The sequence below is a fragment of the Glaciibacter superstes DSM 21135 genome, from assembly GCF_000421145.1.
Classification (GTDB): domain Bacteria; phylum Actinomycetota; class Actinomycetes; order Actinomycetales; family Microbacteriaceae; genus Cryobacterium; species Cryobacterium superstes.
This window is the reverse complement of sequence record NZ_ATWH01000005.1, coordinates 86,030-107,857: the sequence shown is the minus strand read 5'-3', so window position 1 is coordinate 107,857 and position 21,828 is coordinate 86,030. Positions and strand designations below refer to the sequence as shown.

Here is a 21,828-nt window from a genome sequence, read left to right as displayed (position 1 = left end):
CGGACAGATGTCCGAGAACGAGGCGGGCTCGGCGCCCGCCCCGTTCGCGAGTGCGGCCAGACACTACTCCACGCGCGCTACTCCAAGCGGGCCGACCGGCGTCGCTGTCGCCGCAGGAGGAGCGTCCCCAGGCCCGCGAGCAGCATGGCAAGCGCAGCGAAGCCGAACACGCCTGCGGCATCCACGGGGGAACCCGTCTTCGCCAGGTTGTCGCCGGCCGGAGCCCCGCCAGACCCGGGCGAGCCGATCGGCGTCGTCCCGCCGTCGGCCGGATCTGAGCCGCCGGGGCCGTCTCCGTCGCCGGATCCGTCTCCGGGGCCGTCGCCGTCGCCGTCGCCGTCGCCGTCACCGTCGCCGGGCACCTCCGGATCGACCGCAGCGGGAACCACCGTGAAGAGGTTCACCGCTGAGTAGTCGACTGCGTCGTACGGGTCAGCGGTCCGCACATACCAGCCGTGCTCGCCGAGCTCCTCGAGCGGCCAGGTCGCGGTCACGACAGACCCGCTCGGCACCTCGGTGAACGCCGCGATCTCGTTCGTCGTCAGAATGTCGGCACTGAACGCATCCGTCGCCAGTGTCTTCGTCGCCGGCGCCAGGCCGAGGTCTGCGTACGGAACCTCGAAGTCCTGGTAGGCGTACGGGTCTTCCACCGGGCCGAGCAGGCTCGCCTCGTCTGAGTTGTACTGGTCGAGCGAGGGCGAATACGTGCGCACGGTCACCTGGCCGGTCACGTTGTCGAAGTGCAGCAGGCGCAGGAAGCCCTGGCCGCCCTCCGGCAGGCCCTGGTAATCGAACAGCATCGAGTGAACGGAGCGGTCCGGTGTTCCATCGCCGTTGTCGTCGAACTGGTCGACGCGCTGGAACGCATCGTGGTAATGGCCGGAGAACACCATCTTCACGCCGGGGTTCGGCGCAACGACCTGGTCCATGATCTGTTGCGGGATCGCGCCGAGACCACCAGTCGTGAGCATGAACTCGTGCAGGTTCAGGATGACGGTGCGCTCCGGATGAGCCGCGAGCACCTCGTTCATCCAGGCGATCTCCTCGTCGGCAGGACCCCAGCCCATGTACAGCATCATGAAGTCGATGCCGCCGGCGGTCAGGAGGTCGTAGTGACCCCTGTTGTCCTTGTAGCTTCCGCCGTACCAGGGATTGTCCGCGTACCTGGCCTCGCCGAAGTACCGGCTGAACTCGGTGTAGTCGTTGTTCTTGTGCCCGACATCGTGATTGCCGGCGAGCACCCCGTACGGCAACGCCGCATCGTCGAACCGCTGGTACTGCGGGTCGGCGTTCTCCCATTGGTATGGCTGGTCGAAGTCGTCGACGATGTCACCGGTGTGGAACACATACTGCAGGTTGAGCTCCTCCCGCCTGTCGAGCAGGTAGTCGTGAATCGCGACCTGGTGCTGGTAGAACTCCTCGTTGTAGTACTGCGTGTCAGACTCCCACGCGAGCGTGAAGTCATATTCCGATCGCGGCATATCCGCCGCATTGTGCGGGGCCACCTCGTCGTCGCGCTCGGTCTGATTCGCTCCCGCAAATCCTTCAGAGTGCTGAACCAGGATGCTGACACGTCCTTCGACCGCGTGGGTTGCGACGTCGACGGTGCCAGTGAGGGTAAACGCCTCGTCGTCGGCCGTCGTGAGATGGCGCGTCACCTCGGTCCAGCTCGAGGCGTCTGCGGCGAGCGCGTAAAGGATGACCTGCGCGTTCGCGTTTGCCGCCCCAGACCAGGTGACCCGCACGAGGGCGTCGACTCCGGCATCTGCCGGCACCGCGACGTCGAACAGCTGGTACGGGAACTCCGAATCTGAACTGATCTCAGTGCTCAGTCCGTCAATTGTCGCCAGGGCCTCGACATCACTCGAGCGAAGCGGCTCAGGCTGCTCGCGATCGGTCGCTGCGGCATCCTGGGTCGTTCCGGACTGCGTCTCGACGTCGCCATCGGCAAGATCGAGGCGGTAGCCCTCACGGAACGAAACGTCGAGGATGTCACCCGTCGGATCGTCGACCTGCGCAGACACGCTCACATCGCCGGCCTCGACCTGGCTGCCCTCTGCCGGGCTGAGCGCCCCTCCGGTCGGCTGCTCGACGAAGGTCGTGAACGTGGCCTCGTAGACGGTGGTGTTGCCGACGACGTCTGCCGACTCGATGCTGAGGGCATGGTCACCGGCGTTGAGGATCAACGACGATGTCGTGTACGGGAGGTCGATCGGCATTCCGTCGAGCGTGGCCGTTGACGAACCGACCCCTGAGCCGGAGTCTGCGATCTCGGCCGCGATGCGGATCTCACCCTGGTACGGCGTGCCGTCGATGATCGACGAGCTCACCTCAGGTGCCGTGTTGTCGACGATGACCGTGCGGGCCAGAGTGGAAATGCCATCCGTGGCAGAGACGACGTGGTCGCCGTCTTCGACCGCGGTGGTGTCCCACACCGTGGAGTTGCCGGTGAAGGCATCCGCCGGCAGTTCGAACCTGGCGTCGTAGAAGTCGAACTTGCCTGCACTGTCGCCCATGTTGAGGGTGGCAGTCGGGTCGTCGTAGCCGATCGGGGTGAGGGTGCGTCCATCGGGCAGGATCAGACGCAGCCCCTTCACCTGGAAATCGTCGTTGTTCTCGCCCAGGTCAATCTCCGGTGCGGCCTTCGAGCCGGCCCAGATGCTCACGACGACCTCGTCGCCTTCCACCACGTAACCCTGCGGCACCGGGGTGACGATCGTTTCGAAGCCGGAGTAGATGCCGTCGTCGAAGATGTGCAGCACGTCATCGCCAATGCGCACGCCGTTCTGGAAGAACGTGTCGACCCCGCCCGCTTCGAAGGCGAACGTCGGCGCGCTCTCGAGGCTCGGCGCCGTGTCGACGGGTGTGCCGTCGATGCTCAGCTCGATCTCGCTCGGGTAGTCGTCAGCTGCCGCGATCACGGTGGACTCGCCGCCCACGTACTGCCCGTCGGTCACGTTGAGCCGGATCGGGTCGAGGTTCGCACCGATCACCGGCACCCGCCTGGTCTCGGTCGTTGCGGCGTTTGAACCATCACGCGCGGTGACCGTGTATTCGTACCACTTCTTACCGATGAGGTCGGCGGCGTTCACGACGTGGCGATAGATTCCGTCATCGCCCTGCACCAGCTTCAGCGAACGGATGTCGCTGTCCACGTTGTTCGACAACGCCAGTTCCAGCGTGCGCACCTGCACGTCGTCGCTCGCTCCCAGTTCGATGGTGAAGTTCACGGCGGGGTCGATGGCGGGCGGGTCGACCGGGTATGCCGTGAGGTCGTCGATCACCGGTGCGACGGTGTCGACGGGGTCGATCATGAGGCCGGCCGGCACCTGGTCTTGCTGAACGGCGCCCGGTGTCGCCGCGGTGACCCCCAGCATCCGTTGTAGCAGCAGGTCTTCGGGTGTCACGGCGTAACGGATGCCCTGGTCGGCGACCGCGTCGTCGGTCGTGCCCATGTTGTAGTAGGCGCGGTTGACGCTGAACCCGGTATTGGTGAGAATCTCGATGCCGCGCGGCGAGCCGTTGGCCATGCCGCCTGCTGGGATCTCCACGAGGTTCGTTCCGAGCTCGAGGTTCGTGCCGAACTGCCCGTTGAAGTCGGCGGCACCGAGAGCGTCGTTCGGACCGTTCTTGACCCAAAGCACCAGGGTCTTTCCCGGCTCGATCACGACGTCGCTCGGCTGGGCCGGCCACAGCACCTCGTTGCTGTTGGTCTGGAAGTCGACCGGGTAGAGGTAGTTGATCGTGTAGTCGCTGAAGTCGACCGGCTCACTCGTCGCGTTGTAGAGCTCGACGAACTCGAAGCCGTCTGATGCACCGACGTTGGTGGAGTCTGGCAGCAGCTCGGTCACCTGCAGGCGCGCGGTGGTGAGCGCGGGGTCAGGCTGGGGGTCCCAGTCTGGTTCGGGTTCGGGCTCTGGGGCGACGAGCGCTTCGGGCCCCACGACACCGGGGGTCGCGGCCGCAGACTCGAGCAGGGTCAGGCCGTTCTCGGCGATGTCGCCGGGGATGCGGAAGTGCGCGGTCGCGGTCGTGGAGACCGAACCGGCCGGATAGTGCGACCAGCTGACCGACTCTGCACCGGCATCCGTCGTCTGCACGACGCGGATGGCGCGGCTGCCGCCGTTGGCCATGCCGCCCTGCCCGGTGATGCGCACGACCGGCGTCTCGGCCGGAGCATTCCACTGCGCACGGAAGTCGTCGACGGTGAAGGCGCTGGAGTCGACGTTGCCGCTGGTGTAGCTGAGCCAGTAGAGCACTGTCTCGCCTGCACCGATCACGAGGTTTTCTTCTGCGGTGAGCGGCACGTCCTTCGTCATGTCGTCTGAGGTGAACGAGCCGTAGGCGAAGCTGTAGCCGTCGGCGGCGACGTCGATGGGGAGGTTCGTGGTGTTGTGCACCTCAAAGAACTCGAAGTTGTCGTAGCCGGCGTGGTCTGGCGCGATCTCGGTGACGATGAGCGGCCAGTTGGCGGCGGGACCAGGCTCTGGAACCGGGTCGGGTTCTGGCGTGGGGCGCACCAGCGCGGCGGGGTCGATGACGCCGGGGCTCAGTGCGGCGTTCGGCGCGAGAACGTCAAGGCCGAGGTCTGCGGTGTCTTCTGGCAGGCGGAAGTGCACGGCCTGGCCCTGCCCCATCGAACCGGTCGGGTAGTGCGACCACGAGAGGATGCCGTCGCCGTCGACGATGCGCACGCCGCGATCGCCGCCGTTGGCCATGCCGTTCTGACCGGTGACGCGAACGACCTGGGTGGCCGCATCCGCGCCGACAGCGGTGCGGAAGCCGTCGACAGTGAACTTGGTGGAGTCGACTTTGCCGGCGGTGTAGCTCAGCCAGAAGACGACGGTCTCCCCTGCGGCGATGCTGACATCGCCCTCAGCGCCGCCATCTGCGGTCAGGGGAACGTCGCGCCCCTGATCGTCAGAGTCCGCGTAGGAGTACGCGAAGGTGATTCCGGCGGCCGCGAGATCGATGGCATCCGCTGTGGTGTTGTGCACCTCGAAGTACTCGAAGTTGTCGTCGCCCGGGTTGTCGGCGACGATCTCCGTGATGACGAGCGGCGGCACGCCGTCGGCGGGAGCGGCGGACGCGGGGCTGGCAGCAAGCAGGCTCAGGCCAAGCGCACCGATGGTGGCTGTGGCAAGAGCTCCGCGAAACCGACGAAAACGTGGCGTGGTCAAGGTGCACCTTTGTTCGAGGAGGACTCGTCGAACGTAGGGTTGGTGCAGTAACAGCAGGTAAACGGATGCTGTCTGCCGAGCGACCGCGCGGTGTCACCACGGCCCCGCGGACCGCGCCGCACTCACGCGAGCGGCCGTAACCGCCGCCGTGCTAGAGGGATCGACGCCCCGCCCGCTCGGCGAACTGGTCGAGGGAGGCAAGCACGTCGTCGGCTCGCCAGACCTGACCGATCTTGTACTCCGCCTTCTGTTTGAGAATGCCAAGGTCGGTGAGCCTATGCAGGTGTGGATAGATGTTCGGTGCCGCGATGCCGAGATTCGCGGCAACGGAAGCCGCCGTGAACACCGGTTGCCGTGCAGCGTATTCGAGCACCTGCGCGAGCTGGGAGCCCTGCCGCGGCATTGCCTTCTCGTTCCACGCGGCGGCTGTATCACGGAGTTTAGCGACGAGTATTTTCGCGTTGCGGATGGCATCGTCGGACGCAATCGCAAGCTGTGTCACGATCGGTTCCAGGTCTCCGGCACGGTACGAAGTGAGCGCATCATGGTAGGCGCTCACGTCCGTCAGGAGTCCCGCGGAAACGGGCACGGTGACAGAACGCGTGATGTCCTTTCCGCGCAGCATCGCCTGCACAAGCGCGCGCCCGGTTCGGCCATTTCCGTCGGTGAACGGATGGATCGTCTCGAACTGTGCGTGCGCGAGGGCAATTTGCGCGAGAACCGGAAGGTCATCTCGTCGCGCAAAGGCCATGACGTCGTCCATGAGCTCTGGCACGCGCTCATGCCTGGGCGCGATGAAGCTCGCACCCACGGGGCTCCTGGCGCTGGTGCCAATCCAGACCGGCTCGGTGCGCCACTGGCCCGGCGTGTGATTCGTGCCGCGCATGAGTTCGCGGTGCATCACTCTGACCGAGTCGGGGCTGAGCTGTCCGGCCAGTTCGAGGGCGGACTGCATCGCACGGGTATTACCGACGATCTCCGTTGCATTCCGCTTACTCGTGTCGCCGATCTCGGCGGTGAGGACGGCCCGCGCGCTGGCCATCAAGTGTTCGATCTGGGAAGACGCTGCCGCCTCAGACCGGAGCAGAAGGGGCGCGAAGCCCGTCATCTCGTCGTTCAGCGACGCATCGAAGCGGATGAGTTCGTTCTCCGCAGCTCGCGCGAGTGCGGCGAGCTGCGGGCTGAGAGGGATTCCGCGCTCAGAGATGAGCGGCGGGACGGCCGCGCGGTAGCTCGTCGGTCGCGGGCTGTAGCGCTCGAGAGCAGACGGAGCAGCGTAGCGACTGGGCCACTCGACGGTCTCGCTGCCGATCGGCGGCCAATCGGCGGAGGGATTCAGGCTGATCATGAGCACCATCCCTGGGGTTCGGATCCGCGTGCTTCATTTTATGATAAATGGCAGTTTCTCATAATGTTAGGCCAAGATCTTATGAGTATCGTCGGTACCCCATAATTCGCTTGAGTGGGTTTATTGCTCAAACCGATGATTTGGCCGCACTCGCGAACCCGCGTCAGTCGTATATTCTGACGAGTTCCCACTCAGCGCGGCCGGTTTTGCGCACGTCGAAGACATGCGTCTCGCCACGCTCACTCGTGCCCTGGAACCGCCAACCGATGATCGGCTCCGGCGCGTGTGTGACACGATCGTCGAGGTAATCGAGCGTGCCACGTAACGGCGTCGGCGTGTCGGTGACAGTGAAACGGATGCCAGCCCAGACCAGGCGCACCGGCACGCTGCGCTCGAACCAGACCGCAACGGTGTCGGTTGCGTGCGTGACCATGATGACTCCTTGCTCTCTCATCGATTCGAATGTTTGTTCGATGATTAACGAGCATAGGCACGTGGCCCGCGAAACGCCAAACGTTCCGTCCGTGCGTTGGCTGCAGGAAGAATGACACCACGGAGGCTTGACATGACACCATCATGGTGTCACCATGGTGCCATGGAACTTGGACAGTACGTCATCGACCTGCAACGCCAGCTAGCGGATGCCGGGGCGTTCGGCGCGGAAGACACTCGCGCCGTCGCCGAGCGACTCGCCGCCGGACTGGATGCAGCAACTCGGCTCGTGCTGCTCGACGCCCTGTCGGCGGCGGCCGGCGAAATCACCCGCGATCTCGCGCCCGGCTCAGTTGACCTACGCCTGCGCGGACGCGAGGTGGAATTCGTGGTGACCCAGTCGAGCACCGAAGTCGACACCGAGACTGACACTGCCGAGCGGCTCGCGGCATCCGTCGACCAAGGCGACGCGAGCACCTCACGCACGACCCTCCGTCTGCCTGACGCCCTCAAGGCTCGGGTGGACGACGCGGCCGCGGCCGACGGACTGTCCGTCAACACCTGGCTGGTGCGTGCGGTTGCGACCGCTCTCCAACCCAAGCAACGACGATCGGCGCAGCGCACGCTGCGCACCGGCGACAACTTCGCAGGGTGGGCGCGCTAGGCGTAGACCCGGGTAGAACGCCCAACCCCACGATCTGAACCAGCCACGCGCACCCGCGTGGTCCGACGACAGCGCCCACACAAGCCCAGAAAGGGAGCGCCAGCATGCCCACTTACAACACCCCCACCCCCATCGACCTCGCCGTCAACCTGCAGGTCGGCGCGCTCGAGGTCTTCGCCAGTGACCGCACCGACACGGTCGTGACCGTGTCGCCCACCAACCCGGCAAAGGCCGTCGACCGCCGAGGCGCGGAGGAGACCAAGGTCGACTTCGACGGCCAGCGGGTGACCATCACGGGCCCGAAGCCCAGGATCAACTTCATCGGCCCGACCGAGTCCGTCGACGTGAAGGTCGAGTTGCCAACGGGATCGCGGCTCACCGCCGAGATCTCGGTCGGCGGCCTGCGCACGGCCGGGCCCCTCGGCGCCACCCGCATCAAATGCTCGATGGGCCCAGTGGATGTCGACCGCGTCGGCGACCTGTGGCTGCGAGCCTCGCACGGCAACGCGACCGTGGGTACCGCAAAGGGTGGGATCGAGATCACGGCCGACCACGGTCAGATCCGGGTCGGAAAGGTCACCGGTGACGCGATCCTCAAGGCTTCGCACGGTTCCATCCTGATCGGGGAAGCAGGCGGCGACCTCGACGCCAAGCTCTCATACGGCGACCTCGAGATCACGAAGTCACTCGCCTCGGTTACAGCGAAGACCGCGTACGGGAGCATCCAGCTGCGAGAGGTCGGGGCCGGTTCCATCCAGGTCGAGAGCGGCTTCGGCCAGGTCACCATCGGCGTCGAGCCCGGCGTCCCCGCCTGGCTCGACCTCTCCTCGAAGTCCGGGCATGTGCGCAATGAGCTCGATGGCGACCGCGCTCCAGAGGAGTCAGAGCACACCGTCGCAGTGCGTGCGCGCACCCAGTACGGCGATATCACCATCCAGCGCGCCCAATGACCCAGGCGCATCGACAGAAAGGAATGAAACGCATGACCACCCCAGCGATCGAAACCCACGGGCTTCGCAAGTCATACGGCGACAAGACGGTGCTCGACGGCATCGATCTCAGCGTGGGCGCGGGCACCGTCACCGCGCTGCTCGGCCCCAACGGCGCAGGCAAGACGACGACCGTGCACATTTTGTCCACTCTCGTGCGGCCAGACGGCGGTACGGCACTGGTGAACGGATGCGACGTCGTTCGCGATCCAGGCGGCGTGCGGGCGGTGATCGGCCTGACCGGTCAGTTCTCGGCTGTCGACGGCCTGCTCACCGGCGAGGAGAACCTCCTGCTGATGGCCCGGCTGCGTCACCTCGGCGCGAAGCGTTCGAAAGCGCGGGTGACCGAGCTGCTCGAGCAGTTCGACCTGGTCGAGGCCGCCCGCAAGCCGCTCGCCACCTACTCCGGTGGGATGCGCCGACGCCTCGACCTTGCGATGACGCTCGTGGCGACACCGAGTGTGATCTTCCTCGACGAACCGACAACGGGCCTCGACCCGCGCAGCCGGCACACCATGTGGGACATTGTGCGCAGTCTGGTCGCTGAGGGCACGACCGTGCTGCTCACCACCCAGCAACTCGAGGAGGCCGACGAGCTCGCTGACCGAATCGCGGTGCTCGACGGCGGCCGCATCGTCGCCGACGGAACACCAGACGAGCTCAAGCGCCTCGTGCCAGGCGGGCACCTCCGGCTGCGGTTCGCCGATGCCGCGACCCTTGACGGCGCCTCCCGACTGCTCGACGAGTCCGCTCGCGACGACGCCGGACTCGCGCTCACCGTGCCGAGCGATGGCGGGGTCGGTACGCTGCGCGCCGTACTGGATCGCCTCGATGCGGCCAAACTCGAGGTCGACGACCTCAGCATCCATACCCCGGATCTCGATGACGTGTTCTTCGCCCTCACCGGTAAGAAAGATCAGAACGGCAAGAAGGATCAGCCCGACCGGGTCGATATGAAGGGAACCGAACCATGACCACCCTGAGCCCCGAGCGCCCAGCCGCCCAGCGCACCCCAGCCCTGGGAGCCAGCCGGCAATCGCACGTCGTCGCCGACTCGATCACAATGCTGAGCCGCAACCTGCTGCACATGGTGCGCTACCCCGGTCTGTCGATGTTCACCATCCTGGGGCCGGTGGTGATCCTGCTGCTGACCGTCTTCGTGTTCGGCGGCACACTCGGCGCCGGCCTCCCCGGCGTCGACCCGGCCGGCGGGCGAGAGGCGTATCTCGCGTACGTCATGCCGGGCATCCTGCTGATCACCATCGCGGGCAGCGCCGGCGGCACAGCGACGACGGTCTCCATGGACATGACGGAGGGGATCACCGCGCGGTTCCGCACGATGGCGATCTCGAGGGCTTCTGTGCTTGCCGGGCACGTGCTCGGCAACACCATCCAGGCGATGATCGCCGTCGCCCTCGTGCTCGGCGTCGGCCTGCTGATCGGCTTCCGCCCGACGGCCACGCCCATCGAGTGGATCGCCGCCGTAGGCATGATCGCACTCATCGCATTCGCGGTCACCTGGATCGCGGTCGGCATGGGAATGCAGTCGAAGTCCGTCGAGACGGCGAGCAACCTGCCGCTCATACTGATGCTTCTGCCGCTCCTCGGCAGCGGCTTCGTGCCGACCGACTCGCTGCCGGCTGGGCTGGCGTGGTTCGCGCAGTACCAGCCGTTCACCCCGTTCATCGAGGCCATCCGCGGGCTGCTGCTCGGCACCCCGCTTGGCTGGAACCCGGTGCTCGCGATCGGATGGGCTGTCGTCATCGCGGTCGCCGGATACTCCTGGTCGATGCTCATCTACGAGCGCAAGTCGGTGCGCTGAGCCCCCTCCACCCAGTCCCAATACCGTTCGACGGAGATTCTCGGGATTCCAGCCGAAAACCGGCCGCTTCGGACCGCTTCGGGCAAAATCTCCGTCGAACGGTATCCGGAAGAAGCGACCCTAGGCAGGGCGACATATCGTCAGCGTAAAGGGAATCCAATCGGATGACGGGAGATGGGTGTGCGGAAGTGGAGATGAGCGCGGCTGGTTGTCGAGCCCATCGACCCCGCGTCGTCGCGACCCCCGCGACCGTCGCGAACCCGCGGCCCGTCAGCGTCGCTTCGAACTCGCACGCACGATGAGCTCCGGCTGGATGACGATGCTGCGCACCGGCAGTGCTTCCTTTGAGTCCGCCTGGTCTCTCACGAGGTCAACGGCGCTCCGGCCGAACACCTCCCGAGGCCTCCGAACCGTCGAGAGCGGCACAGCGGCCGACGAGGCAAAATCGATGTCGTCGTAGCCGACGACGGCGATGTCCTCTGGGATGCGCAGGTCTGAACCGGATGAAATCGCCTGCATGACTCCCATCGCGAGCGAGTCGTTCGCGGCGAAGATGCCGTCTGGCCAATTCTTTCTCGCCCTGCCGAGCAGCTGCTCACCGACGTCGAGGCCGGCGTGCACCGACCGCTCCACGGTGGGGATGACCTCGAGTTGCACTCCCGGGTGCGCGTCGACGGCGGCGCGAGCCCCGCGCAAGCGCTCGGAAATCTGATGAATCTGCACCTCACCGCCGATAAACGCAATCGAGCGACAGCCTTGTTCGATCAGGTGCAGAACGGCCCGCTCAGCACCGAGAAAGTCGTCAACGGATGTCGACGAGAACCTGCTTGACGCCCCATACGCATCCACCAGCACAGTCGGTATTCGTCGTGTGAACAGCAGCTCGAGCTCGCGCTCCCTGGTCATGCCCGACGCAAGGATCACGCCGAAGACCCGTTGCTGCACGAACATCTCGATGTACTGGCCCTCGCGCTCAGGGTCGCCGTTGCTGCTCACGATGAACAGGAAGAGCCCGTTCTGGGCCGCCCGCCGCTCCATCGCATCGGCGACATCGCCGAAGAACGGATTATTCAGCTCGAGGGCCACGAACGCCAGGGTTCTGCTCTCGCCTGCACGGAGTTGTCGCGCGGCCTCGTTGCGCACGTAACCGAGGTCGCGGATCGCCTTGCCGATGCGCTTCTTCGTGTCTGGCGCGACCCGCTGCGGAGTGTTCAGGAACTTGGAGACCGTGCCGATGGACACGTCTGCCCGCTGTGCCACATCTCGAATGCTGACCAAAAGTATCGCTCCCGCGTTTCGCGCGACGCCATCGATCGAGTGGACGTCACTGTCGGGCAATCATATCGATTACTGACCGCTCTGCACTGATACTACGGCAATGTATTCGCTCGAATTCGTGGCAAACCTGTGATACGTTTCACCGCGTGCAGCACCTGCTGACAATGGCGTCGATCTGACGAGGAAACACCAGAACATGATTCGACCGAGCATCACCGATGCAACGGAGCCCAGGCCGCACATCGCACCAGAGCTCGGCGCCCCGAGCAAGCTCAGCGCGCCGACCGAGCTCAGCGCTCCCGTCGGGCTGCAGGCCGACGGCCGCTCCGGCCTGCGGGCGCACGGCGAGAATCTGGTGCCGACAGTGTCGTCGAAGACGCCCGTTCTCACCTGGAAGATCTCTCCCGAAGTCGGACCGCAGGGCACCTTTGGCTTCGAAGTCCAAGTCACCTCGAGCCGACCGGTATGGAGCTCAGGAACTGTCAGCTCACGCGCCACCGAGGTGGTCGTCGGTCGTGAACTCGAGCCGCATTCGGCGTACGACTGGCGCGTGCGCACTGTGACGAGTGACGGACAGTGGTCGCCCTGGGCGCACTCGAGCTTGGAGACCGGCCCGTTCGACTTCTCCGATTGGCAGGCACAGTGGCTGTCGGTTCCTCATCTCTCGCGCGTCGTGACACGCTTCCGGGTCGACGCGCCGGTGAGGCGGGCGCGGCTGTACCTCACCGGCCAGGGAGTCATCCGGGCCTGGGTCAACGGGGCCGTGATCAATCCAGACCGGATGGATCCGACGAGGACGGACTTCGTTCGGGCCCTCTTCCGAAGCTACGACGTCACCGAATCGCTCAATGCGCCGGGCGACGCCACGGGCGAGAACACACTGGCTTTCGTCGCCGGTCTGGGGGAATGGGCGCGCACCGGCGAGCAACCCAGACTGCTCGCTGAGCTACTGATCTGGCACGACGACGGCTCCATCACCAGGGTGAGCCCCAGCGCCGACTCCGAGGTCACCGCGTCGGTCGTCACGGTCGACGAGCCGTTCTATCTCGAACGCCACGACGCAGCCACACCGTCAAGCGCAGCAACACCGTCAAGCGCAAACACCCTGAAGCCCACTCCCCCGCAGCACCCCGTGATCCTCGAACCTGCGGCAGCGCCGACCTCTCCCGCCACCCCGCCGCAGGACGTCACCTCAGACCCGACCCCGCCATTGCGCGCGGTTGACACCTTCACCCCGATCGAGATCGCCCGCACGAGCGGTTCCCGCCTGTTCGACGTCGGAGTGAACATCGCTGGCCGTTCGAAGCTCGTCGTGCACCAGAACGTACCGAAGGGCACGGTCATCCGTGTGCTGCACGGTGAGCACATCGGCGACGACGGTCATATCGACACGACAAATCTCACGATGCCCTACGACAACGGCCGTGATCGGCAGCTGGTCGAATACGTGGCGAGTGGCATGGCGGGCGAGACGCATGAACCGTGGTTCGCCTACCACGGCTTCCGCTACCTTGAGGTTCGCGGACTTCCCGATGACGCGATCGTCACCGTCACCGCGCACTCGATGCACACCGACCTGGCGCCGTCCGGCTCCATTTCTACCGACAGCCCGTCGATCGACCGCCTGCTCGCCGTGGCGAGCCGGACGCTCCTGAACAACGTGCACGGCGTTCCGGAAGACTGCCCGACCCGCGAACAGGCAGCGTGGACGGGAGACACGGCATCCGTTGCCGAATATGAGCTCGCGGCCTTCGACAGCGGGGCGTTCCTCGACAAGTGGATCGCCGATCTCGAGACCAGCCAGCAGCCAGACGGACAGTTGCCTGGGGTCTCCCCCGACCTGCACGCGAGCCGCATGCCGTCAGACCCGGTGTGGGGGTCGGCGCTGCATCGCATACTGCTCGGCCATCTGCTGCACTACGGCGACATTCGGCTGGTTCGGCGGGCGCTTCCGACGTTGCGCAGGTGGGCTGACTTCCAGCTCCGCTGCGCCGACGAAGACGGCATCATCTCCCGCTCCCCCATCAGCTATGGCCACGACTGGCTGGCGCTCGAGCAGACGCCGCCGCCCATTCACCACACCGGTGCCGTGATCGACTGCCTGCTTGCACTGGCTGATCTCGAAGACGCGACAGGTGAAACGGATGCCGCCGCGCACCGCCGCGAGTCGGCCGAGGCGCTCCGCGCATCCGCTCGCCGCATCTTCTTCGACCCGGCGAGCGGCACGTTCGGCAACGGCTCACAGGGGTCGTACGCCGTCGCCATCGAGGCCGGCATCCTGACCGGCGCTGACGCGCAGCGCGCCGGCGATCGGCTCGTTGGACTGGTCAGGGAGCGGGGCAACCGGGTGTCGAGCGGCTTCGCCACGACCCGCAGCGTGGTGCGGGCGCTCACCGCGCGGGGCCAATCGCAGGTGATCTACGACATCCTTGGGCAGCCGGAAGCGCCCGGCGTCGGCGCCATGCTGAACTCCGGTCCAGGCACGTTCTGGGAATGCTGGTGGATTGACCCGACCAACACCGGCACCGGTTCCCTCAACCACGTGGGGCTCGGCGGCCCATTCGCCGCCTGGGCCTGGGAGGGCCTCGCCGGGCTGCGGCCGACGGCACCTGGCTACTCGAAATTTCGACTCGAACCGCAGTTCATCGACGACGTCACCAAGCTCGACCTCCGCACCGAGACCGTGCGCGGGGAGGTGGCGATCAGCTATACCCGCACCGGGTCGGCCACGCGCATCGAGATCACCGTGCCGCCCGGCAGCGAGGGCACACTGGTGATCGCCGGGCGAGCGGATGCCGTCTTGCCGCCAGGCAGACACCTGGTCACCATCGAAACACCGGCCCGGCCGCCTGCCGGGACGCCCGAGATCGGCGCCGGGCTACCCGCGCTCGAGAACACAACGCCACACACAGCGCCAGCCACCCCTCACCATGCCCCGACGGCGGCGGATGTGGTCGGCTCACGCAGCCTTCTCACACAGTCGCGCCTCGCACCGGGCCGGGCCGCCCCGACTATCAAGACACTCGAACGTCTCAGATGCATGCCCGTTCCCCACGAGCAGCCCGACCATCCCGTGCTCAAGATCGTCGCGACGTCCGATGGCCGCGTCGACGGCCACGACCGAGGCCACGACGACCTCGCCCCGACCGTGATTCTCACGCCCCACGCCCCACTCCCGCTTGCCGGCGTCAGCTTCTTCTACGCGCTGGTCGACCAGTGCCTTGCGGCCCCTGAGCGCGTTGCCGCCCCCTTCCTCCTCCTGCACCTGAGCAACGGCGAGACGCGTGGCAACTCCGCAACGCGCTGGCCGGCGGGCTGGAACCGGGTGGCAGTCGACACCGCGGGGCTCGACGAGAACATCGAGGTTGTCGCAATCGAGATCGGTTTGGAGTTCGGCGACGACCCAGAAGGCAATGCCCTGGCCGTCTATCCGAGCGAGAACGGCATCCGCGCTGGATTTCACCTCAGCGACGTCGGTTTCAGCACCGTGGCCCGCACATGGTGAGCACAAATCGAATGAATCGATTTCTTCAAAGAGGGCACTTGACACACCCCATGCATTCGATAGATCATGGTGAAACGTTTTATTCCGTTTCGAACGCGGCTGTTTCAAACGCGGTTGTTCCGAACGCGGCTGTTTCGAACACGTGCGTTTCAAACTCGATGGTGAGGTGCTGACATGGTGGTGACACTCGATGCCCCCTCGCTCATGCCCCCTTCGACTGAACCGCGCACCACAGGGAGCAGGCCGCGCAAGCGCGTCGTCATCCGTTGGTGGATCTATCTCGCACTCCTGCCGCTCGCGGTCTTCATCGGGTATTTCGCGTACTACCCGGCCGTCTCGGCCATCTTCTGGTCGTTCTTCCACTGGCAGCCGGCCGCAGAATCGACCTTCCTCGGCTTCGGCAACTACATCACCATGTTCAGCGATCAGATCTGGTGGTCGTCGTTTAGAAACCTCGGCTTGATCTTCCTGTTCGCCGTTGTCTCGTGGGTGTTCCCACTGCTCGCGGCCGAGCTCCTGATCTCCCTGAGAAGTGCGCGCTGGCAGTTCACCATGCGCACGCTCCTCATCGTTCCCATGGCCTTCCCCGGTGTGGTCACGGCGCTGGTCTGGGGCTTCTTCTACAGCCCGAACGACGGCGTGATCAACCAGACGCTGAAGGCCCTCGGCCTTGAGGCACTCGCGCAGAACTGGACAGGCCAGGAAAGCACAGCACTCCTTTCCCTGCTCTTCGTCGGGTTCCCCTTCATCGCCGGCCTGCCGTTTTTGATCTTCTACTCCAGTCTGCAGAACATTCCGACAGAGGTGCTCGAGGCAGCCCAGCTCGACGGCGTCGGTCGATTCGCGAGGTTCTGGCAGATCGACCTTCCGCTCATGGCCAGCCAGGTGCGCATCCTCCTGTTCCTCGCGGTCGTCGGCACCCTGCAATACGGATTCGTCGCCTACATACTCACGGCCGGCGGCCCAGACAACGCCACGATGGTCCCCATCCTGCGCATGATCAATGTGGCCTTCCAGGGTGGCGACTGGGGCTATTCCGCCGCCCTGTCGACCACGCTCTTCCTTATCACCATCATCATCAGCGCCGTTGTCGTACTGGCGCGCAAACGCGGCTCGTCAACGGCCGACGGGGGTGCAATGTGACCACCATCCAAAGCCGCACGATGAGTGCCGGAGGCATGACCACAGGCACTGCAACTCCACGCAGGTCACGCCTGGAGCGGCAAATCGGCCTGAAGACCGTGCTGATCGCTTTCGCCGCTGTCGCGCTTGCGCCCTACCTGTTCATGGTCGTCACGTCACTGAAGACGAACCAGCAGTTCGCCGACAGCTTCTGGCAAGTCTCGTTCCCACTGCACTTCGAGAACTACGCGGTCGCCTGGGAGCAGATCCAGCCGTACCTCTTCAACACGGCCATCGTCGCGGCGATCTCCATCGCGCTCATCCTGTTGATCGCATCGATCTCGGGCTTTGTGCTTGCGCGGTATCGGTTCGCCGGCCGGGGTTTCATCTACGGCGCCGTGCTCGTGCTCATGATGGTGCCTGGCCTGGCCAACTTGATCCCACTCTTCATCATCATGAAAGACCTGGGGCTGCTCAACACTTACATCGTTCTGGTGATTCCGTACACGGTGGGCGGCAGTGTGCTCGGCACCATCCTGATTCGCAACTTCGTGGAGGGCATTCCGCAGACGCTGTTCGATGCGGCCCGCCTCGATGGGGCCAGCGGAGTGCGAATGTACCGTTCGGTCATGCTTCCGCTCTCGCTGCCGGTGCTCGGAACGATCTCGCTGATCACGGTCAGCGAAGTCTGGAACGACTTCTTCTGGCCGTTGCTGGTGATCTCCGACAACAGCCTGCGCACGGTGTCGGTCGGACTGCAGTTCTTCCAGGGCCAGAATGCGACAGACTACGGCCCGCTGATGGCCGGCTACCTGATTGCCAGCCTGCCGCTGGTTCTCCTCTTCACTTTCCTGTCGAAGTATTTCCTCGCCGGAGTCCAGGGGGGTGTGCCCGGCGCCCACTGAGCCGCGCCTGCCCCCTGGATTTCGGCGGGCGACGATGGAGCGGTCCCTTTCGGATCGCGATTGAAACGATTTACCAGGCACCTGATTCACACATCAGCACTACCGAACCACCAACGAAATCCTGCAACACCCAAGAAATGAGGAAGCATGCTAGAGACAACGAAGACGTTGCGACCGAGGCGAGTCGGCCTGGCCGCAGTCGCGTCTGTGGCCGCACTCGGCACCATGGTCGCGCTGGCCGGATGCACACCGGCGGCGTCGGGCGACTCGGACAAGGTGACCATCACCCTCTCCGGTCCCAACCAGTTCACGAGTGACACCAAGACGTTCGGCCCGGCGTGGGACGACCTGATCGCGGCATTCGAGAAAGACAACCCAGACATCACGGTGAAGACCAACGTGCTGCCACTCAGCTCGTGGTCGCAGACAGCCGCTGCCCAGCTGACGGCCGGCACCGCGCCAGAGCTGATCTTCAACCAGACGCAGCACACGCCAGAGCAGGTCGTCTCGCTCGATGACGCCGTTCAGAAGCCGAACGAGTTCTCCGACACCGGCAAGCCGTGGATCGAGGACTTCAACCCGGAGTACTTCGGCGGTGAGGATCGCCTGGGCGCGAACGTGGCGGGCAATTATGAGTCGATCCCATTCAACCTGGTCTCTGTCGGCATCTACTTCAACGAAGACATCCTCAAGGAGGCCGGGGTCGAGGTGGAAGACCTGAAGACGTTCGACGGGTTCACCCAGGCGTGTGGCGACATCAAGGACGCCGGGTACACCCCACTCGCAACAGACAACGGAAACCTGCCAGTCGGCTGGGCGACGACAGCCTTGTCGTCAATGCTGCTCGTGCCGGAGACCGAAGCGGTGAACCAGTTCGGTGCAGACGGCGAAGCGGGCACCAGTTCTCCGGTGACCATCAAGAGCGTCGCCCATGGCTACCTCACCGACGAGCTCAACATGACGAGCGACCCCGGGTTCGCCGCGACTCTCGAGTTGCTCAAGAAGCTCTACGACGAGTGTGCAACCCCGAACTGGTCTGGCATCAAGTCTGAGGGCGCGTTCACCGGTGGAACAGAGTTTCCCGGAGGCAAGGCGGCCATGGCCTGGGGAACGAACTTCGCAACCAGCCAGCTCGGGGAGGTCGACTTCGACTACGGCACGGTGCCGTTCCCGACAGTCTCCACGAGCGACTCTGACCTGGCGACCGGCGAGCCGGCCCAATTCGGTGTCAGCAACGGTGGCACCGGTTACATGATCCCCGCCTACATCGAGGGCAAGCAGCTCGACGCGGCCCTCACCTTCCTGCAGTACGTCTCCAGCCCCAAGGTTCAGACCTGGCTCGACGAGACCGGCGGCATTCCAGCCGTGACCGCTCTGACGGCACCTCCCGGACTCGAAGCGATGAACGAAGGTGTCTGGGCGACCGTGTCTCTCGGCGGCCAGAACGGTGGCCTGTGGCGCGGACCGAAGGCGGTCTCGGCCGAGAACACGCGCACCGGCTATCTCCTCGGCACGACGTCGCTGGATGAGCAGCTCGTGAAGATGAACGACAACGCCATTGCCTGGTCTAAAGAGCAGGCAGTCGATGGCAAGTGGACGGAGCCGTGGGCGGCGCAGTAAGCCGCACCTAGCACCACCTGCATGTGGGGCGGGCCCCGACGGGGCCCGCCCTTCTGCACGACCGGCGACACCCTGCCCCACACCGACACCGACTTCAACGAAGAAGAGGAATGCCATGAAGCGAAGAATGATTGCGGTTCTGACCGCCACGTCCCTTGCCACGCTCGCCTTGAGCGGGATCAGCCAGCCGGCGTGGGCGGCCGGCGCGACGTATTACGTCAACAATCAGGCCGGCTCGAACTGCAGCGACTCTGGTGCCGCGACGCAGGCGCAACCCTGGTGCACGTTCAATCCGATCAACTCACACGGAGCGTTCGGGCCAGGCGATGCGATCCTCCTTGCGAAGGGGGCCACCTGGAACCAGCAGATGAATCTCACGGGTTCCGGAACCGCGGCGAACGGTATATCCGTCAGCGCATACGGCAGCGGTGCAAATCCGAAGATCATGCGCAACGGGTCGGTAGACGACCGCGTCATCAAGCTCGTCAACGGTGACTACTGGAGCTTCAGCCACCTCGAAGTCTCCAACGCGGCGTCGGGCATCCTCGCCTATTACGACACCCTCGGGCACAACGGGCTGCGCTTCACGGATATCTACGCGCACGACATCAAGGGCCTCATCTTCTTCACCGATGGCGTCGTCGACAAGCCGGTGCCCAGCGCACTGGCCGACAATGTGCGCAACTCGTCTGGCATCCAGATCACCGGCAAATACACCACGTTCTCGTCGACCGACTACTTTCTCAAGGGCGTGCGGATGGACGACATCACCGGCACCCACAATCTCAACACCATCGGTATCGACATGCTCGGGCAGATGCAGCAGGTGGAATCCAACGTCGGCGGAAGCGGCGGCGCTGGCGCCAATATGGTGCAGGATGTCGTCATCAATCACTTGGCCAGCCACGACAACGACTGGGGATGCGACGAAGCGCTCCGTCTCTTCACCGTCAAGCACGCGGTGGTCATGAACTCGTCCCTGAACAACGAGACGCCCTGCCACCATGTCGGCGGCACGACGGCCGTGATCCTCGGCCACCTGGAAGACGTCACGTTCGTCAACTCCATGGTCACCAATGTCACGAGCACCGGTTCGAACGACGAGAACGCGCTCGACTTCGAAATCCTCAACAACAATGTGCGGGCTCGCAACTCTCTGTTCGCGAACACCCCGGGGTCAGCGATGTCGTTCCTGAAGCTCGGTAACCGCCCCGGCGACTACTCGACGAACAACGAGTCGTCGTCCAACCTGATGATCAACAACGGGGTCACGAAGGGTTATGGGCCGATTCTGGTCCTCAATCAGGTGGGCGCCGCGTCGCCGATCACGGGCACGATCAAAGACAACATCAACATCAACTCGAACTTCCTGTTCGACCAGGGCAACGGTTTCACCGGCTTCACGACGACGAACAACCAGACGCTCTCCAACGGATCGGGCAACGCGTATTTCTCCGCGGCCGATTTCAGCGGCATCCAGGGTCTGAACGGCTGGTCGTACCAGTCCTTCGACGGTGCGGCCTATTCTGATCTGGTCTACAACGAGGGGGCAGAGAAATGGACCCCTGCGGGGCAGAACGCGCCTGAGATCACCCGGTTCGACCAGCATCCCGGTTTCACATCGGACGGCTGGGTCGCCAGGGCGTGGACGGCTCCGGTCAGTGGCGCGGTGAGCCTGCGCGGGCGCATCCTCAAGTCTGACAACACCGGGCAGGGCAACGGAATCCTGGCCAGGATCACCATGAACGGCACGCCCATCTGGCCGACCGGCGGCGCCCAGACAGTTGCAGCCGGAGACGAGTACACCGGAGTCGGGTACGTGCTCGACAATGTTGCGGTGAACGCGGGGGACGTGCTTCGTTTCGAGACGAACGAGAACGGAGAGTCGTCGAACGACAAGGCGAGCTGGACTCCGAGCGTCGCGTACACCTCGAATCCTGGTGAGGCATACAACTGGGGTTTCAACAGCGGCCAGGAAGGCCGGTGGAAGGTCTGGGGTGCAACGTCGACGACCGAGGAGGGCGCGGATCTGAGTGCGCTCAACCTCACGTCGACCGGAACCGATCCGCGAATCGAGTCACCTGACCAGCTGCATCTCGATGCAGCGTCTGCGACGACGGTGACCGTCAGGATGAGCAACGCGACCACCAGCGCAACGGGGAGGATCTACTTCACCACTCCGTCGTCGCCTGGGGCAAGCGAAACGAAGTCCGTGGCCTTCGCGGTGGAGCCGAACAGCGGTTACACGACCTACACCGTCGATATGGCATCCAACCCGCTGTGGACCGGCGAGATCAGGTTGTTGCGGATCGACCCGATCGACGCGGTCGGAGGCGCCAACATCGACAGTGTCGTGGTTTCCGGAAGCGGCGCGCTCTACGCGAATCGGCTGCTCAATGGGAGCTTCGAGGACCCGTCGACGACCTTCTACACGTACGAACCCGCTGGGGTGTGGCAATTCGCCGGATCAGCGGGGGTGCAGCGCAACACGAGTCCGTTCAGCGGCACGCAGCGCGCGCCAGATGGCCAGCAGACGGCGTTCATCCAGGGAACGAACTCCGCGTCACAGGCGCTGAATCTTTCTGCAGGATCCCACACGGTGAAATTCTCGCTCGCACAACGCAAGAACAATGGCGGTGCACAGGCACTCGACCTCTACATCGATGGCACCAAGGTCAACACTTCGGCGTTCGTTCCACCGTCGACCGGGGCGTTCCAGACGTTCACCTCGCCCGCCTTCACGACCACGGCTGGCACGCACACCATCCAGTTCAGGGGCGCGAACGCCGGTGACAACACGGCATTCGTCGACCAGGTCACCATTCAGTAGGCCGACGCAGGGTGCGGGGGCGCGTTCGCCGTCGCATCCGTGCGGGCAAATCGTCGGTCTGAGCGCGCGGGCTCATTCGGTCAGACCAACGATTTGGCCGCACGCGCGACGGCTGGCCCCGGTGCCACTGACG

General features: G+C 64.8%; 13 protein-coding genes. 9 read left to right on the top strand and 4 right to left on the bottom strand.

What is annotated here, in order from left to right; genetic code table 11:
• Positions 1-77: 77 nt before the first annotated feature.
• The 3 genes from K323_RS25000 to K323_RS0108095 form a co-directional block, all read right to left on the bottom strand.
• Positions 78-5,180 carry a lamin tail domain-containing protein gene (locus K323_RS25000; RefSeq protein ID WP_022884781.1) on the bottom strand — a complete coding sequence of 1,701 codons (5,103 nt, stop codon included), beginning with the start codon at positions 5,178-5,180 and terminating at the stop codon, positions 78-80.
• A 151-nt stretch (positions 5,181-5,331) separates the two neighbouring features.
• Positions 5,332-6,528, bottom strand: a complete 1,197-nt coding sequence (locus K323_RS0108100) for a Fic family protein (RefSeq protein ID WP_026851405.1) — start codon at positions 6,526-6,528, stop codon at positions 5,332-5,334.
• A 163-nt stretch (positions 6,529-6,691) separates the two neighbouring features.
• Complete coding sequence (locus K323_RS0108095) at positions 6,692-6,982, bottom strand: hypothetical protein (protein WP_245570948.1); 291 nt, start codon at positions 6,980-6,982, stop codon at positions 6,692-6,694.
• A gap of 141 nt (positions 6,983-7,123) precedes the next feature.
• Between K323_RS0108095 and K323_RS0108090 the strand changes: the two genes are divergently transcribed.
• From K323_RS0108090 to K323_RS0108075, 4 genes are all read left to right on the top strand, one after another.
• The gene (locus tag K323_RS0108090; protein WP_022884778.1) at positions 7,124-7,624 is read left to right on the top strand and encodes a hypothetical protein; all 501 of its coding nucleotides are present in this window, start codon (positions 7,124-7,126) and stop codon (positions 7,622-7,624) included.
• A gap of 104 nt (positions 7,625-7,728) precedes the next feature.
• Positions 7,729-8,574: a DUF4097 family beta strand repeat-containing protein gene (locus tag K323_RS0108085; protein WP_022884777.1), complete on the top strand. Its 846-nt coding sequence runs from the start codon at positions 7,729-7,731 to the stop codon at positions 8,572-8,574.
• 32 nt (positions 8,575-8,606) lie between these two features.
• A complete protein-coding gene (locus K323_RS0108080) occupies positions 8,607-9,587 on the top strand; it encodes a daunorubicin resistance protein DrrA family ABC transporter ATP-binding protein (protein WP_022884776.1) in 981 nt (326 codons plus the stop codon).
• Positions 9,584-10,435: an ABC transporter permease gene (locus K323_RS0108075; protein ID WP_022884775.1), complete on the top strand. Its 852-nt coding sequence runs from the start codon at positions 9,584-9,586 to the stop codon at positions 10,433-10,435. The genes K323_RS0108080 and K323_RS0108075 overlap by 4 nt, the downstream gene beginning before the upstream one ends.
• A gap of 270 nt (positions 10,436-10,705) precedes the next feature.
• Here the strand turns inward: K323_RS0108075 and K323_RS0108070 are convergent, their stop codons facing one another.
• Positions 10,706-11,695 carry a LacI family DNA-binding transcriptional regulator gene (locus tag K323_RS0108070; protein WP_169515627.1) on the bottom strand — a complete coding sequence of 330 codons (990 nt, stop codon included), beginning with the start codon at positions 11,693-11,695 and terminating at the stop codon, positions 10,706-10,708.
• A gap of 214 nt (positions 11,696-11,909) precedes the next feature.
• On the opposite strand from K323_RS0108070, the gene K323_RS0108065 reads away from it, so the two are divergent.
• From K323_RS0108065 to K323_RS0108045, 5 genes are all read left to right on the top strand, one after another.
• Complete coding sequence (locus K323_RS0108065) at positions 11,910-15,218, top strand: family 78 glycoside hydrolase catalytic domain (RefSeq protein ID WP_022884773.1); 3,309 nt, start codon at positions 11,910-11,912, stop codon at positions 15,216-15,218.
• A gap of 174 nt (positions 15,219-15,392) precedes the next feature.
• Positions 15,393-16,361, top strand: coding sequence for a carbohydrate ABC transporter permease (locus tag K323_RS0108060; protein WP_022884772.1), 969 nt, complete (start codon positions 15,393-15,395; stop codon positions 16,359-16,361).
• Positions 16,362-16,396: 35 nt separating this feature from the next.
• Positions 16,397-17,245 carry a carbohydrate ABC transporter permease gene (locus tag K323_RS0108055; protein WP_084697126.1) on the top strand — a complete coding sequence of 283 codons (849 nt, stop codon included), beginning with the start codon at positions 16,397-16,399 and terminating at the stop codon, positions 17,243-17,245.
• 147 nt (positions 17,246-17,392) lie between these two features.
• The gene (locus K323_RS0108050) at positions 17,393-18,865 is read left to right on the top strand and encodes an ABC transporter substrate-binding protein (RefSeq protein ID WP_022884770.1); all 1,473 of its coding nucleotides are present in this window, start codon (positions 17,393-17,395) and stop codon (positions 18,863-18,865) included.
• Positions 18,866-18,980: 115 nt separating this feature from the next.
• Positions 18,981-21,695 (top strand): hypothetical protein, encoded by a 2,715-nt coding sequence (locus K323_RS0108045; RefSeq protein ID WP_157509387.1) that lies wholly within the window; start codon positions 18,981-18,983, stop codon positions 21,693-21,695.
• Positions 21,696-21,828 lie beyond the last annotated feature (133 nt).